General features: G+C 70.0%; 13 protein-coding genes. 4 read left to right on the forward strand and 9 right to left on the reverse strand.

All coding sequences use genetic code 11. The features are described from left to right. Nucleotides 1-72: 72 nt before the first annotated feature. Complete coding sequence (gene dapD, locus ASL10_RS13125) at nt 73-1,047, forward strand: 2,3,4,5-tetrahydropyridine-2,6-dicarboxylate N-succinyltransferase (RefSeq protein ID WP_056048688.1); 975 nt, start codon at nt 73-75, stop codon at nt 1,045-1,047. Between the two features lie 99 nt (nt 1,048-1,146). On the opposite strand, the gene ASL10_RS13130 is transcribed toward dapD, so the two are convergent. From ASL10_RS13130 to ASL10_RS13145, 4 genes are read right to left on the reverse strand one after another with little or no spacing between them, the layout of a single operon-like run. Beyond that, a complete protein-coding gene (locus ASL10_RS13130; RefSeq protein WP_082460573.1) occupies nt 1,147-2,442 on the reverse strand; it encodes a citrate synthase in 1,296 nt (431 codons plus the stop codon). Between the two features lie 16 nt (nt 2,443-2,458). Further along, nucleotides 2,459-3,559, reverse strand: a complete 1,101-nt coding sequence (dapC, locus tag ASL10_RS13135) for a succinyldiaminopimelate transaminase (protein ID WP_056048692.1) — start codon at nt 3,557-3,559, stop codon at nt 2,459-2,461. 10 nt (nt 3,560-3,569) lie between these two features. Then, entirely contained in the window at nt 3,570-3,896 is a 327-nt protein-coding gene (gene fdxA, locus ASL10_RS13140) for a ferredoxin (RefSeq protein ID WP_043595461.1), read from the reverse strand. Next, nucleotides 3,893-5,239 (reverse strand): PIG-L family deacetylase, encoded by a 1,347-nt coding sequence (locus ASL10_RS13145; RefSeq protein ID WP_056048695.1) that lies wholly within the window; start codon nt 5,237-5,239, stop codon nt 3,893-3,895. The genes fdxA and ASL10_RS13145 overlap by 4 nt, the downstream gene beginning before the upstream one ends. Before the next feature lie 175 nt (nt 5,240-5,414). On the opposite strand from ASL10_RS13145, the gene efeU reads away from it, so the two are divergent. The 3 genes from efeU to efeB are packed head-to-tail and all read left to right on the forward strand — an operon-like array spanning nt 5,415 to nt 8,793. After that, entirely contained in the window at nt 5,415-6,314 is a 900-nt protein-coding gene (efeU, locus tag ASL10_RS13150) for an iron uptake transporter permease EfeU (RefSeq protein ID WP_056048699.1), read from the forward strand. Beyond that, nucleotides 6,311-7,507, forward strand: a complete 1,197-nt coding sequence (gene efeO, locus ASL10_RS13155; protein WP_056048703.1) for an iron uptake system protein EfeO — start codon at nt 6,311-6,313, stop codon at nt 7,505-7,507. The genes efeU and efeO overlap by 4 nt, the downstream gene beginning before the upstream one ends. Further along, nucleotides 7,504-8,793 (forward strand): iron uptake transporter deferrochelatase/peroxidase subunit, encoded by a 1,290-nt coding sequence (gene efeB, locus ASL10_RS13160; RefSeq protein WP_056049203.1) that lies wholly within the window; start codon nt 7,504-7,506, stop codon nt 8,791-8,793. Before efeO ends, efeB begins: the two co-directional genes overlap by 4 nt. 73 nt (nt 8,794-8,866) lie before the next feature. Here efeB and ASL10_RS13165 read toward each other — a convergent pair whose 3' ends face one another. From ASL10_RS13165 to ASL10_RS13185, 5 genes are all read right to left on the reverse strand, one after another. Continuing rightward, entirely contained in the window at nt 8,867-9,376 is a 510-nt protein-coding gene (locus ASL10_RS13165; RefSeq protein WP_162234617.1) for a hypothetical protein, read from the reverse strand. Between the two features lie 127 nt (nt 9,377-9,503). After that, nucleotides 9,504-11,414 (reverse strand): translational GTPase TypA, encoded by a 1,911-nt coding sequence (typA, locus tag ASL10_RS13170; protein ID WP_043595466.1) that lies wholly within the window; start codon nt 11,412-11,414, stop codon nt 9,504-9,506. A gap of 146 nt (nt 11,415-11,560) precedes the next feature. After that, nucleotides 11,561-13,318, reverse strand: a complete 1,758-nt coding sequence (locus tag ASL10_RS13175; protein ID WP_056048706.1) for an ABC transporter ATP-binding protein — start codon at nt 13,316-13,318, stop codon at nt 11,561-11,563. Further along, nucleotides 13,315-14,268, reverse strand: a complete 954-nt coding sequence (locus ASL10_RS13180; RefSeq protein WP_056048708.1) for an ABC transporter permease — start codon at nt 14,266-14,268, stop codon at nt 13,315-13,317. The genes ASL10_RS13175 and ASL10_RS13180 overlap by 4 nt, the downstream gene beginning before the upstream one ends. Next, nucleotides 14,258-15,187 carry an ABC transporter permease gene (locus ASL10_RS13185; RefSeq protein WP_043595472.1) on the reverse strand — a complete coding sequence of 310 codons (930 nt, stop codon included), beginning with the start codon at nt 15,185-15,187 and terminating at the stop codon, nt 14,258-14,260. The genes ASL10_RS13180 and ASL10_RS13185 overlap by 11 nt, the downstream gene beginning before the upstream one ends. Between the last annotated feature and the right edge of the window lie 133 nt (nt 15,188-15,320).

Consider the following 15,320-nt stretch of genomic DNA (forward strand, 5'->3'; position numbering starts at 1 on the left):
GCGAGTTTACGGGGCCAGGGCACGGGTCACCTCCGAAGCGGTCCGTCGGCGGCTGCCGATACGCTCGGGTCCATGACTTCCGACGCCACCGCCACCGCCCCGACCCACGCCTACGGGTACGGCCTCGCGACCGTCTCGCACGACGGCACCACGCTCGACACCTGGTTCCCCTCCCCCCGGCTCGGCACCCTCCCGGCCGACCGTGACCCCGAGATCGTCCCGGCCGAGCTGGCCGACGCGGCCGGACCCGACGAGCGCCGCGCGGTCGACCTCGTCCCGGTGACCGTCGAGATCGACCTGAGCGCGCCTCCTGCGTCCACGCCCGACGCGTACCTGCGACTGCACCTGCTGAGCCACCTCCTCGTCGAGCCCAACACGGTCAACCTCGACGGCGTGTTCGCGCACCTGCCCATCGTCACCTGGACGAACGCGGGGCCGGTCCACCCCGACGACTTCGCACGGCTCCGTCCGAGGCTGCAGCGTGCCGGCATCGTCGCGACCGGCATCGACAAGTTCCCCCGCATGCTCGACTACGTCTCGCCCGACCGCGTCCGCATCGCCGACGCGTCGCGGGTGAGGCTCGGTGCCCACCTGGCCCCCGGCACCACGGTCATGCACGAGGGGTTCGTGAACTTCAACGCGGGCACGCTCGGGTCGTCGATGGTCGAGGGCCGCATCTCCCAGGGCGTCGTCGTGGGTGACGGGTCCGACATCGGCGGCGGAGCCTCGATCATGGGCACGCTGTCGGGCGGCGGCACCCAGCGGGTGACGATCGGCGCCCGCGCCCTGCTCGGCGCCAACGCCGGCATCGGCATCGCGATCGGCGACGACACCGTCGTCGAGGCCGGGCTCTACGTGACGGCGGGCACCAAGGTCGTCGTCGTGGGCGGCACCCCGACCAACGACGGTTCGCCGCAGACGGTCAAGGCCGTCGAGCTCTCGGGCCAGCCCGGACTGCTCTTCCGCCGCAACTCGCTGACCGGCGCCGTCGAGGTGCTGCCCCGCAAGGGCCACGGCATCACGCTCAACTCGCAGTTGCACGCATAGGTCTTCGACGAGCACCACGACGAAAGGGGTGGGCACGACCCCAGGTCTGAACCCGGCGTCGTGCCCACCCCCTCGCGTCGTGCCGATCGATCCGGCGGACTAGCGCTGCGGCCAATCGCGTTCGGTCGCGCCCAGGTACAACTGCTGGGGGCGGCCGATCTTGGTCGTCGGGTCGGTGTTCATCTCGCGCCAGTGGGCGATCCAGCCGGGGAGGCGACCGATGGCGAAGAGCACCGTGAACATGCGGGGCGGGAACCCCATCGCCTTGTAGATGACGCCCGTGTAGAAGTCGACGTTCGGGTAGAGCTTGCGCTCGACGAAGTAGTCGTCGGCCAGGGCGATGCCCTCGAGCTCCATCGCGATGTCGAGCAGGTCGTCCTTCACGCCGAGCGATTCGAGCACCTCGGTGGCGCTCTCCTTGACGAGCTTGGCGCGCGGGTCGTAGTTCTTGTAGACCCGGTGGCCGAAGCCCATCAGCTTGACGCCGGCCTCTTTGTTCTTGACCCGCTCGACGAATCGCTCGACACCCTGGCCGCTGTCGCGGATCTCGGCGAGCATCTTGAGGACGGCCTCGTTGGCCCCGCCGTGCAGCGGCCCGTAGAGGGCGCTGATGCCCGCCGAGATCGACGAGAACATGTTGGCCTGCGTCGAGCCGACGAGACGCACGGTCGAGGTCGACGCGTTCTGTTCGTGGTCCTCGTGCAGGATGAGCAGGCGTTCGAGCGCCTTCGACAGGACGGGGTTCACCTCGTACGGCTCGGCCATCGTGCCGAAGTTCAGCTTGAGGAAGTTGTCGACGAAGCTGAGCGAGTTGTCGGGGTAGAGGAACGCCTGGCCGAGGCTCTTCTTGTGTGCGTACGCCGCGATGACCGGCAGCTTCGCCAGCAGTCGGACGGTCTGGAGCTCGACCTGCTCGGGATCGTGCACGCTCATGCTGTCTTCGTAGAACGTCGACAGTGCGCCGACCGCGCTCGACAGCACCGACATCGGGTGGGCGTTGTGCGGCAGGGCGTCGAAGAAGCGGCGCAGGTCTTCGTGCAGCAGCGTGTGCCGCCGGATGCGCGCGTCGAAGTCGGCGAGCTGGTCGGGGGTGGGCAGTTCGCCGTAGATCAACAGCCAGGCCGTCTCGAGGTAGGTCGAGTTCTCGGCGACTTGTTCGATCGGATAGCCCCGGTAGCGCAGGATGCCCTGATCACCGTCGATGTAGGTGATCGTGCTTCGGGCGTTGGAGGTGTTCACGAAGCCCGTGTCGAGGGTCGTGTAACCGGTCTGCTTGGTGAACGTCGAGATGTCGATCGCCGAGGCACCCTCGGTGCTCGCGACGATCGGGAACTCGGCTGTTCCCCCCGGGAACTGCAGCGTGGCCTTCTGGGCGTCGTTGGCAGTGTCAGTCACCCGGTCAGCCTAGCGGTCAGCCGCCGAGTCGCCCCACGGCGGCGTCGATGCGCTCGTCGGTCGTCGTGAGTGCCACGCGGACGTGGCGATCACCGGCGGGCCCGTAGAACGACCCCGGGGCGACGAGCACGCCACGCTCGGCGAGCCAGGACACCGAGGCCCAGGCGTCCTCGTCCCGCGTGGCCCAGAGGTACAGGCCGGCCTCGCTGCGGTCGATGCGGAACCCCGCTGCCTCGAGAGCGGGCAGGAGGCGCGCTCGGCGGGCCGCGTACCGCGCCTTCTGCTCGACCACGTGGGCCTCGTCGGCCAAGGCGACGACCATGGCCTGCTGCACCGGGGCCGGCGGCATGAGGCCCGCGTGCTTGCGCACGGCGAGGAGCTGCCCGAGCACGTGGTCGCAGCCCGCGACGAAGCCCGCGCGGTACCCGGCGAGGTTCGACTGCTTGCTGAGCGAGTAGACCGAGACGACGCCGCGGAGGTCGTCGCCGACCACGCGTGGGTCGAGGATGCAGGGCGTGGGGCGGTCGGCCCACTCGCCCGTCCACCCGAGTTCGGCATAGCACTCGTCGCCGGCGATCACGGCACCGAGTTCACGCGCACGGGCGACGGCGGCGCGGAGAGCCTCGAAGCCCAGCACGGCCCCGTCGGGGTTGCCCGGGCTGTTCAACCAGACCAGCTTCGTCGAGACGGGCCACTCGGCCGGGTCGTCGGAGGCGAGGGCCGTCGCTCCGACGAGGGCGGCGCCGAGCGCGTAGGTCGGGTAGGCGTTCGTCGGGTAGACCACCGTGTCGCCCGGACCGATGCCCAGCCAGAGAGCCATGCCGGCGATGAGTTCTTTCGAGCCGATGGTCGGCAGGACGTTCGCGTCGCCGAGTCCGGTCACCCCTCGGCGGCGCGCGTACCACTCCGAGATGGCCGACCGCAGGGCCGGGGTGCCGGCGACCTGCGGGTACGAGTGGGCGTCGGTCGCGACCGCGAGGGCCTCACGGACGACCTCGGGCGTCGGATCGACGGGCGAACCGACGCTGAGGTCGACGATGCCTCCGGGGTGGCGCCGGGCGGTGGCCGCGTACGGCACCAGGGCGTCCCAGGGGAACTCGGGCAGGTCGAGCGCCACGGAGGCCGTCCTAGGCGCCGGCGCCCTGAGGGGGCAGCGCCGAGATCACGGGGTGGTCCTTGGCGATGACGCCGACCTTGGCCGCGCCACCGGGCGAGCCGATCTCGTCGAAGAACTCGACGTTGGCCTTGTAGTACTCGGCCCACTTGTCGGGCAGGTCGTCTTCGTAGTAGATGGCCTCGACCGGGCAGACGGGCTCGCACGCACCGCAGTCGACGCATTCGTCGGGGTGGATGTAGAGCGAGCGTTCGCCCTCGTAGATGCAGTCGACGGGGCACTCGTCGATGCAGGCACGGTCTTTGACATCGACACAGGGAAGTGCGATCACGTACGTCACGTCTGGGGGGTTCCCTTCGCGTCGGGCAGGGCGTCCAGCTTATCGTCTGCCGGCTGTGCCTCGACCGAGGAGGCGCGGGCCGCGTCGCGGGGCGGCGTCGCTCCCCCGGCGGCCGGGCCCCGCAATCGCGGCCACCCGAGCACCACGAGGCAGATCAGGAACACTCCGCCGAGCCAGACCAGGGCGGGCGTGTTGTCGGGCACGAGGATCGACCCCCCGGGACTCGCCTGCCACAGGACGACGAGCGCCCCGATGAGACCGACGGCGGCGGCCCCGGCCATCGCCCGCGAGCCGAAGACCGAGCGGAGACCGGCGAGGAGCGTGAGGCTCATGAGCAACGCGAGCACGAGCCCGGACCAGAACGGCGAGCCGGCGACGGTGATCGTCGACTGGTGCATGACGGTGCCGATGGTGCCGAACACGGCTCCGGCGGCGAGCGCCAGGACGAGCGCGACGACGCGTCCGCCCGTCGTCATCCGGGCCATCTCGGAATCGCCCTCGTCCACCGTCGGCTCGGGCACGAAGCGGAACGACTCGCGGACCGTCACGGGCTCGACGGCGCCGTGCGGGAACCGGATGCCGGCCTGGCCACCCGGGAGGTCGACGACCTCGACCTGACTGCGGTGGTCGCGGAGTGCGGCGAGCTTGCGAGGAGCCACGTGACGCGTGTCGGTCGTCAGCACGGTGTCGTCGGTGGCGAGGGCCTCGGCCTCCGCCCCCACGGCCGACTCGGCACCGGCCACGATCGCGAAGAACGGCACGCCGACGAGGCGGGCGGCACGCACGGCGACCCGGTTGGCCCGGACGTGGTCGGGGTGGTGGTACCCGCCGTCCTCGTCGTAGCTGATGATCGCGGTCGGGCGCACGGACTGGACGACGGCCGACAGGTCGCTCACGACCTCGCCGAACTCGGCGGCGCAGAACGCCGCGGGGTGCAGGTCGGGCGTCGGCCCGGCCACGCCGTCCGACCGCCAGACCATGCCGCTGTCGCGATAGACCCGTTCGGGGAGCCCCGGCGTGCGGGCACCGGCCGAACCGAGGAACCGGTGGTCGTCGACGCCGAGGTCTCGCATGGCGGCGGCGATCTCGCCCTCGCGGTGGACGGCGAGGGCGGCCTGGTCGGCCCGGAGGGCGGCGAGGTCGTCGGGGATCACCTCGCCCAGTTCGCCCCGGGTGCAGGTCACGACGGTGACCGCGGCACCGGCCTCGACCATCGCGGCGATGGTGCCACCCGTGGTGATGGTCTCGTCGTCGGGGTGGGCGTGGACGAAGAGCACGCGCTCGAGCCGAGGGTCGCCGGCGGTCGAGGGCGACGCGGGCGTCGGCGAGGCGGAGGAGTTCATCACTGGACAGGATATGCCGCGCCGCACTACTGTCGGTCTGGCTCAGGGTGCCCTTAGTGAGGTTAGCCTAACCATACCAGCCCGTTCGGTCCCTCTGCGGTCCGACCGGTCGACCGCGTCCCTGATCCCCATCCTGCTCGACGACGAGCTCCACTCCCCCGAGAAAGCCGTCCCCGTGCTCGCCAACTACCTCATCGGACTCCGAGAGGGCCTCGAGGCCGCTCTCGTGGTCGGCATCCTCATCGCCTACGTGGTCAAGGTCGGCCGACGCGACGTCCTCCCCCGCCTCTGGCTGGGCGTGGGCGCCGCGGTCGTCCTCTCGCTCGGCCTCGGCGCCGTGCTCACCTTCGGCACCTACGGGCTGACCTTCCAGGCCCAGGAGATCATCGGCGGCGGTCTCTCGATCGTGGCCGTGGGCTTCGTGACCTGGATGGTCTTCTGGATGGCCCGCACCGCGCGCGGCCTGCGCGGCGAACTCGAGTCGGGCCTCGAGCGAGCCCTCGGCGGCGGCGCCTGGGCGGTCGTCGCGCTGGCCTTCCTCTCGGTCGGTCGCGAGGGCATCGAGACCGCTCTCTTCGTCTGGGCCACCGTGCAGTCGACCGGCGGCGGCGCGACGCCGCTGGTGGGTGCGCTCCTCGGCATCGTCACGGCGGTCGCCGTCCAGGTGGCGATCTACCGTGGCGTGGTCCGCCTCGACGTCGCCCGGTTCTTCCGGGTGACCGGCTACTTCCTCGTCGTCGTCGCGGCGGGCGTCCTCGCCTACGGGGTGGGCGACCTGCAGGAGGCGTCCGTGCTGCCGGGCCGCGCCTCCCTGGCCTTCGACGTGAGCGCTGCCGTTCCGCCGACCAGCTGGTACGGCACCCTGCTCCAGGGGCTCGTGAACTTCACCCCGACGCCGAGCTGGCTGCAGGTCGTCGTCTGGCTCGCCTACCTCGCCGTCGTCGTCCCCCTCTTCGTGCGGGCGACCCGCCGACGTCGACCCGGTACCACGACCCCGTCCGGCTCGTCCGCGACCCTCGGCACGTCCGTCCCCTCGACCACCCCGTCACCCCGCACCGCAGGAGCATCACGATGATCGCCAGCCCCCTCCGCCCCCTCGCCGTCGCCTCGGGCGTCGCCGCCCTCGCGCTGGCCCTGACCGGCTGCGTCGCGAACGCTCCCGCCGGCTCCTCCGCGGCCACCGCCGTGACCGTCGACGGCTCCGACGACACGTGTTCGCTCTCGACCACCTCGGTCCCGAGCGGCCCCGTCACGTTCACCATGACGAACACCGGCAGCGACAACAGCGAGTTCGAACTGCTCGCCGACGACGGTCTCCGCATCATCAGCGAGAAGGAGAACATCGGCCCCGGCACGACGGGCTCGATGACGGTCTCGGTGCCGGCCGGCGACTACTACACCGCCTGCGTCCCGGGACTCGTCGGAGAAGGCGTCCGCGCCTCCTTCACGGTGACCGACTCGGGCGCGGCCGTCGAGGCGACGGGCAGCGAGAAGCAGCAGATCGACGCCGCGGCGACGGCGTACGTGGGCTACGTGAAGGACCAGACCGGGCAGCTCGTCACGGCGACCGACGAGTTCCTCGCCGCGTACACCGCCGGCGACGACGAGAAGGCCCGGTCGCTCTACCCGTCGGCGCGGGCGCACTACGAGCGCATCGAGCCGGTGGCCGAGTCGTTCGGCGACCTCGACCCGAAGATCGACTTCCGCGAGGCCGACGTCGAAGCCGGCACCGAGTGGACCGGATGGCACCGCATCGAGAAGGACCTCTGGCAGCCCGCGGCGTCCGAGAACGGAGGCGCGGCGTACGTCCCCCTGACGGCCGACGAACGTGCCCACTACGCCGGCCTGCTGACGAGCGACACGAAGGACCTCTACGACGAGGTCACCGCGGACGACTTCACGGTCGGGATCGACGCGATCGCCAACGGCGCGGTCGGCCTGATGGACGAGGTGGCCACCGGCAAGATCACCGGCGAGGAAGAGATCTGGTCGCACACCGACCTCTACGACTTCCAGGGCAACCTCGAGGGCGCCCGGGTGGCGTTCGACGGCGTGCGCGACATCGTCGACCAGAAGGACCCCGAGCTGGCGACCTCCATCGACGACCGGCTGACGAAGGTCGAGACGCTGCTCGCGGGGTACGGCAGCCTCGACACGGGGTACCCGTCGTACACCGACCTGACCGACGCCGACAAGAAGAAGCTGTCGGATGCCGTCAACGCCCTCAGCGAGCCGCTCAGCGAGCTCACCTCCGCGCTGGTCGCCTGACGGTGACGGAGGGAGGCGGCCTCTCGCGCCGCGGTCTGCTGGGACTCGTCGGGACGGGCGTCGGAGCCGGCGTCCTCGGCCTCGGGGTCGGAATCGGCACGGACCGAGCCGTGCAGGCCCACGCCGATGGGTCCTCCGGGGCCTCGCCGTCGTACCCGTTCTTCGGTCGGCACCAGTCGGGCATCGTCACCGCCGCGCAGGACCGCCTGCACTTCGCCTCGTTCGACGTCGCGGACGGGGTCTCCCGCGCCGAACTCGTCGAGCTGCTGAAGGACTGGAGCTACGCCGCGTCGAGGCTGACGGCCGGCCTCGACGTCAGCCCGACGGGCGCCACGGGCGGCAGCCCCCTGGCACCTCCGGACGACACGGGCGAGGCCACGGGTCTGCCCGCGGCCGGGCTGACCGTGACGATCGGGTTCGGTCCGTCGCTGTTCACCACGAGCGACGGCACCGACCGTTTTGGGCTCGCCTCGAAGCGGCCTCCGGCCCTCGTCGACCTGCCCCACTTCTCGGGCGACCAGCTCGTGGCGGCCGCGAGCGGCGGCGACCTGTGCGTACAGGCCTGCAGCGACGACCCGCAGGTCGCGGTGCACGCGATCCGCAACCTCTCGCGGATCGCCTTCGGCCGCGCCTCCCTGCGGTGGTCGCAGCTGGGATTCGGTCGGACCTCGTCGACGACCCGTGGCCAGACGACGCCCCGCAACCTCTTCGGCTTCAAGGACGGCACGGCCAACGTCAAGGCCGAGGACGTCACCGCGGTGGAGGACGGCGTCTGGGCGACCGCGTCCGACGGCGCCGGGTGGATGAGCGGCGGCTCGTACCTCGTCGCGCGCAAGATCCGCATGACGATCGAGACGTGGGACCACGCCTCGCTGGCCGAGCAGCAGACGGTCGTGGGTCGGGACAAGGGCGAGGGGGCTCCGCTCTCGGGCGGCACCGAGTTCACGGCCCCCGACTTCGCCGCGTCCGCCCCGACCGGTGGCGGGCCGGCCATCGCACCCGACTCGCACGTCGCCCTGGCGCACCCCCAGAACAACGACGGGGCCACGCTGCTGCGCCGCGGCTACAACTTCGTCGACGGCAACGACGAACTCGGCCGCCTCAACGCCGGGCTGTTCTTCATCGCCTTCAACCGGGACCCGCGGCGGCAGTACGTGCCCATCCAGCAGGCGCTGTCGCGGAACGACCGGATGAACGAGTACGTGAAGCACGTCGGATCGGGCATCTTCGCCGTTCCACCGGGGGCGTCCCAGGACGGCTGGGTGGGCGAGACCCTCTTCGCCTGACGCGACCGTCGGGCCCCGGGACTCGCCGAGACCCGCGGGACTCGCACAGTCCGTCGGGATGCGCCGCGGTCGCTCAGACGGACGTGACGACGTAGGTGGCGATCGCCCGGCCCTCGCTGTCGGTCGAGACGGTGAGCACGACGCGGTAAGCGGAACCCGTGAACGTGCCGAAGCCGCTCTCGGCGTCGGTGTCGACCCCGGAGGCCGTGAACCCGGCGGCCTCGAGCTGCTGTTGGGCGACGGTGAACTGGTCGGCACCCGAGACCGCGATCTGGGCCACCCAGCCGGTGCCGTCGGGACCGGCTCCCCCACCGCGGGTCGTCCCGGGGACGAGCGGGACCTCGGTCGGGAAACTCGCGGGCAGGGTGCCGTCGGTCGTGATGCCGGCACCGTTCAGCGCCTCCCCGGCGGCGTCCTCGACGGCCTTCTGCGCCGTGCCCTTGAGGCTCTCGATGCCGCTGTCGACCGCGCCACCCACGATGTTGTCGACGGGCGAGCCCGCGCCGCAGGCGGTGAGGCCGGTCACGAGGCCGGCCGCCAGCGCGAGCGTGGCGGCGGAGCGGGCGAGGGTCGTCTTCTGCATCAGCACCCCGCGAGGCTAACCGCGGTCGCTGAGGGCGGGCGTGGAACGTGCCGACGATGCACGAAGGAGGCGGCCCGCAGTGGTGCGGACCGCCTCCTCGATGGGTGGTGCGGTGGAGCGGTGCTGCTTAGGCGTTCTGCTTCTTCAGGCGAGCGGTGCTGCGCTGGCGGGCGCTGGCGTCGAGCTCGACCTTGCGGATGCGGATCGCGTCGGGGGTGACCTCGACGCACTCGTCGTCACCGGCGAACTCGAGGGCCTCTTCGAGAGAGAGCACCTTGGAGGGCGTCATCGACTCGAAGTTGTCGGCCGTCGACTGACGCATGTTGGTCAGCTTCTTCTCTTTGGTGATGTTGACGTCCATGTCGTCGGCGCGCGAGTTCTCGCCCACGACCATGCCCTCGTAGACCTCTTCGGTCGGCTGCACGAAGAACGACATGCGCTCTTGCAGGTTGATGATCGCGAAGGGGGTGACCACGCCGGAGCGGTCGGCGATGATCGAGCCGTTGGTGCGGGTCGAGATCTCGCCGGCCCAGGGGCCGTAGCCGTGGCTGATGCCGTTGGCGATGCCGGTGCCGCGCGTGTCGGTGAGGAACTGCGTGCGGAAGCCGATCAGGCCGCGCGAGGGGACGATGAACTCCATGCGGACCCAGCCCGAGCCGTGGTTCGCCATGTTCTCCATGCGGCCCTTGCGGGCGGCCATGAGCTGCGTGACGGCGCCGAGGTACTCGTCGGGCACGTCGATGGTCATGTGCTCGAACGGCTCCTGGAGCTTGCCGTTCTCGTCACGACGCGTGACGACCTGCGGCTTGCCGACGGTGAGCTCGAAGCCCTCACGGCGCATCTGCTCGACGAGGATGGCCAGCGCGAGCTCGCCGCGACCTTGGACCTCCCACGCGTCGGGACGTCCGACGTCGAGGACCTTGAGCGAGACGTTGCCGACGAGTTCGCGGTCGAGGCGGTCCTTGACCATGCGGGCGGTCAGCTTGTGGCCCTTGACCTTGCCGATGATCGGCGAGGTGTTCGTGCCGATGGTCATCGAGATGGCCGGGTCGTCGACCGTGATGGTCGGCAGCGGGCGCACGTCGTCCGGGTCGGACAGCGTCTCGCCGATGGTGATGGTGTCGAAGCCGGCGACGGCGACGATGTCGCCGGGGCCCGCGCTCTCGGCGGGGTAGCGGCTGAGGGCCTTCGTGATCAGCAGCTCGGTGATCCGTGCGTTCTGGACGGAGCCGTCGGACTTGACCCAGGCGACCGTCTGGCCCTTCTGCAGGGTGCCGTGGAAGACGCGGAGGAGCGCGAGACGACCGAGGAACGGCGAGGCGTCGAGGTTGGTGACGTGCGCCTGAAGGGGGTGCTCGTCGTCGTAGCGCGGTGCCGGCACGTGCGTGAGGATCGCCTCGAAGAGGGGCTCGAGGTCGGGGTTGTCGGGGAGCGAGCCGTCGTCGGGCTTGTTCGTCGACGCGGCGCCGTTGCGACCCGAGGCGTAGACCACAGGGACGTTGAGGATGGCGTCGAGGTCGAGGTCGTCGACCTCTTCGCTCAGGTCGCTGGCGAGACCGAGGAGGAGGTCCTGGCTCTCGGCGACGACCTCGTCGATGCGCGCGTCGGGGCGGTCGGTCTTGTTGACCAGCAGGATGACGGGCAGCTTGGCCGCGAGGGCCTTGCGCAGCACGAAGCGCGTCTGGGGCAGAGGGCCCTCGGACGCGTCGACGAGCAGCACGACGCCGTCGACCATCGACAGGCCGCGCTCGACCTCGCCGCCGAAGTCGGCGTGGCCGGGGGTGTCGATGACGTTGATGGTGATGGGGCCGTCGGTCGCGTGGGCACCGTTGTAGAGCACCGAGGTGTTCTTCGCGAGGATCGTGATGCCCTTCTCGCGCTCGAGCTCGTTGCCGTCCATCATGCGGTCTTCGGTGTCGAAGTGCGCGTCGAACGAGTTGGTCTGCTTGAGCATGGCGTCGACGAGGGTCGTCTTGCCGTGGTCGACGTGGGCCACGATCGCCACGTTGCGCAGGTCGCTGCGGATGGCAGTCGCCATGGATGTATTCCTTACGAGAAGAGAGAGGGGGAAGTGGTCGGGTCGGAGCCCGGCGGGAACAGTCTACGGCACGTGGTAAAGGGGCCCCTCCGCCGTGCTCTCGGCACGGCGGAGGGGCCCCTTCGACACCAGGAGGCGCGGGTCGACTACCGGCCGAACTCGAAGCTCGCGCCGGGGATCGCCTCGAGCAGTTCACGCGTGTACTGCTTCGTGGGGTTGGCGAAGATCTCGTCCGTGGTGCCGGCCTCGACGACGCGACCCTTCTGCATGACGCTGACGTTGTCCGCGATGAGGCGGACGACGGCGAGGTCGTGCGTGATGAAGAGGTAGGTCAGCCCGAGTTCGGTCTGCAGGTCGGTGAGCAGGTCGAGGATCTGCCCCTGGACGAGGACGTCCAGTGCCGAGACCGCCTCGTCGAGGACGATGACGTCGGGCTTGAGGGCGAGCGCCCGAGCGACGGCGATGCGCTGGCGCTGACCACCGGAGAGCTCGTTCGGGTACCGGTTGACCGTCGACGCGGGCAGGGACACCTGGTCGAGCAACTCGCGGACGCGGGCTTGACGGCTGGCCCGGTCGCCGATGCCGTGCGTGACGAGCGGTTCGGCGATGGTGTTGCCCACGCTGTACATCGGGTCGAGCGAACCGTAGGGGTCCTGGAAGACCGGCTGGACGCGACGACGGAAGTCGAAGAGCTCGCGGCCCTTCAGCGCCCCGACGCTCTGGCCGCCGACCGCGACGGTGCCCGAGGTGATCGACTCGAGCTGGAGCACGAGCTTGGCCACGGTCGACTTGCCCGAACCGGACTCGCCCACGAGTGCCATCGTCGTGCCCCGCGGGATCGAGAAGGACACGTCGTCGACGGCCCGGAGTTCGGTCGTCTTGAAGCCGCCCTGGCGGATCTTGTAGACCTTGGACAGGTTCGTCACCGAGATGTACTCGGAGTCCTTCTTGCCGGCCTCCTCGCGCTGACGGGCGCGAGCGATGAGCTCGGCGTCGTCGGCGCCTTCGTCGGAGATCGCGAGCCCGTGGGAGTGCGTGGGTGCGATGCTCGACTGGATGCGCTGGCTGGCCAGCGAAGGAGCGGCGGCGACGAGTCGCTGCGTGTAGGGGTGCTGAGGATTGGCGAGGATCTCTTTGGACGGCCCCGACTCGACGACGCGACCCTTGTACATGACGACGAGCTTCTCGGCCCGTTCGGCGGCGAGGCCGAGGTCGTGCGTGATGAAGAGCACCGAGGTGCCGTAGTCGCGGGTCAGGGTCTCGAGGTGGTCGAGGATGCGGCGCTGGACGGTCACGTCGAGGGCCGAGGTGGGCTCGTCGGCGATCAGGAGCTTGGGCCGCGACGACAGGCCGATGCCGATCAGCACACGCTGGCGCATGCCGCCCGAGAACTGGTGGGGGAACTGCTTGAGGCGCTCGCCCGCGTCGTTGAGCCCGGCCTCCTTCAGGACGTCGATGGCTCGCTGGCGCACGGCCTGCTTGCCGGTCGCGACGCCGTTCGCCCGGATGGCCTCCTCGACCTGGAAGCCGATGCTCCAGACGGGGTTGAGGTTCGACATGGGGTCCTGCGGCACGTAGCCGATGTCGCGACCACGGATGGCCTGCATCTCGGACGCGCTGACCTTCGTGAGGTCCTTGCCCTCGAAGAGGATCTGGCCGCCGGTGACCTCTCCCGTGCCGGGCAGCAGGTCGATGATCGACGTGGCGGTCGTCGACTTGCCCGAGCCGGACTCGCCCACGATCGCGAGGCTCTCGCCCTGGCGGATCGTCAGGTCGACCCCGCGCACGGCGTCGACGTACCCGGCCTGCGTCTTGAAGCCGATCTTCAGGCCCTTGATCTCGAGCAGGGGCGTCGAGGACGACGCGGTGCCCGCCGTCTCGGGTCGGGTTGAGGTGTCGGTCATCGACGTGCCCTCGCCTTCGGGTCGAGGGCGTCGCGCACGACGTCGCCCATGAGGAGGAACGACAGCACCGTCACGGACAACGCCGCTGCGGGCCAGAAGAGGGGCATCGGCGCGACGCGGAGCGAGTTGCGTGCGGCGTTGATGTCGTTGCCCCAGGACATGGTGCTCGGCGGCAGCCCGATGCCGAGGAACGACAGCGTCGCCTCGGCCACGATGAACGTGCCGAGTGAGACGGTCGCCACGACGATGACCGGGGTGATGGCGTTCGGCACGACGTGTCGGACCAGGATGCGGAAGCGGGACACGCCGAGCGCCGCGGAGGCCGTGACGTAGTCGGCGGCCCGGGCGCTGAGGACCGAACCACGCATGACGCGCGCGATCTGGGGCCAGGCGAACACCGACAGCACGAGGGCCACGGTGAGGGGCGTCCTGGTCGGCAGGATGGACATCAACACGATGGCACCGAGGACGGTGGGGATCGCGAAGAAGATGTCGCCCAGGCGCGAGACGATCGCGTCGAGCCATCCGCCGTAGAACCCGGCGAGCGACCCGATGACGATGCCGACGATCGTGACGATGATCGTCGCCAGCAGTCCGACGGTCAACGAGGCACGGGTGCCCCAGACGATGCGGGCGAACACGTCCGTTCCCTGGAAGGTGAAACCGAGCAGGTGACCGGCCGACGGGCCCTCGTTGCTGCGGGGCAGGTCGGCGGCCGTCGGCGAGACGCTGGTGAACAGCCCGGGGAAGAGCGCCACCATGATGACGACGACGATGAGGAACGCCGCGATCCAGAACGTCGGGCGACGCTTCATGGCGTCCCACGCGTCGTTCCAGCTGCTGCGGGGCTTCTCGGACTCGTCGATCGCGTCGACGGCCTTGACGGGCGTCTCGTCGAGATCGGCGACGAAGTGGTCGGCGGACAACGCCGACGAGTCGTTACTTGGCATAGCGGATCCTCGGGTCGAGAAGGGCGTACAGCAGGTCGACGAGGAGGTTGGCGATCATGAAGATGATCACCATCACGGCGACGAACGAGACGACGGTGGGGCCCTCGCCGAGCGTGATCGCCCGGTAGACGGTTCCGCCGACGCCCTGGATGTTGAAGATTCCCTCGGTGACGATGGCACCGACCATCAGCGAACCGATGTCGACGCCGAGGTAGGTGACCACGGGGACGAGCGAGTTGCGCAGGATGTGCACCGTGACGACGCGGCCACGGGTGAGGCCCTTCGCCGACGCGGTGCGCACGAAGTCCGCGCTCGAGTTCTCGGACACGGAGGCGCGGGTCAGGCGGACGATGTACGCGAACGACACCGAGGCGAGCACGATGGCCGGCAGGACGAGTTCGTCCCAGGGCGCCTGCGAGCTGACCGTCGTGCGGAACAGGCCGAGCTGGATGCCGAAGACGTACTGCAGCAGGAAGCCGATGACGAACGTCGGCACCGAGATGAGCAGCAGGCTGACGACGAGGGCGCTCGTGTCGAAGAGCTTGCCCTTGCGGAGCCCGGCGATCAGGCCCACGACGATGCCGGCGACGGCCTCGAAGAGCAGGGCGAGCATCGCGAGCCGGAACGTGATCGGGAACGCGCGGATCAGCTCGTCGACCACGGGGCGCCCGGAGAAGGTCGTGCCGAGGTCGCCGGTGAACAGGCCGCCGATGTACAGCAGGTACTGCACGATGAACGGTTGGTCGAGGTTGTACTCGGCGCGGATGGCCTCGATGACGGCCGGCGACGGGGTCTTGTCGCCGAACAGCGCCGCCACGGGGTCACCGGGCAGCGCGAAGACCATGAAGTAGATGAGGAACGTCGCCCCGAAGAAGACGGGGATCAGTTGGAGGAGCCGGCGTCCGGTGTACCAGAGCATCAGGCTTCCTCGGACGTCTGCGCGTGCATCGTTATCGCAATCGTGTGGAGGGAGAGGTGGGTGGGCCCGCCGAAGGGGTCCGGACAGTGCGAACACTGCCCGGACCCCGTCGAGCGTCGGTCGAGCGCGTGAG

It is taken from the genome of Frigoribacterium sp. Leaf8 (assembly GCF_001421165.1).
Lineage (GTDB): Bacteria > Actinomycetota > Actinomycetes > Actinomycetales > Microbacteriaceae > Frigoribacterium.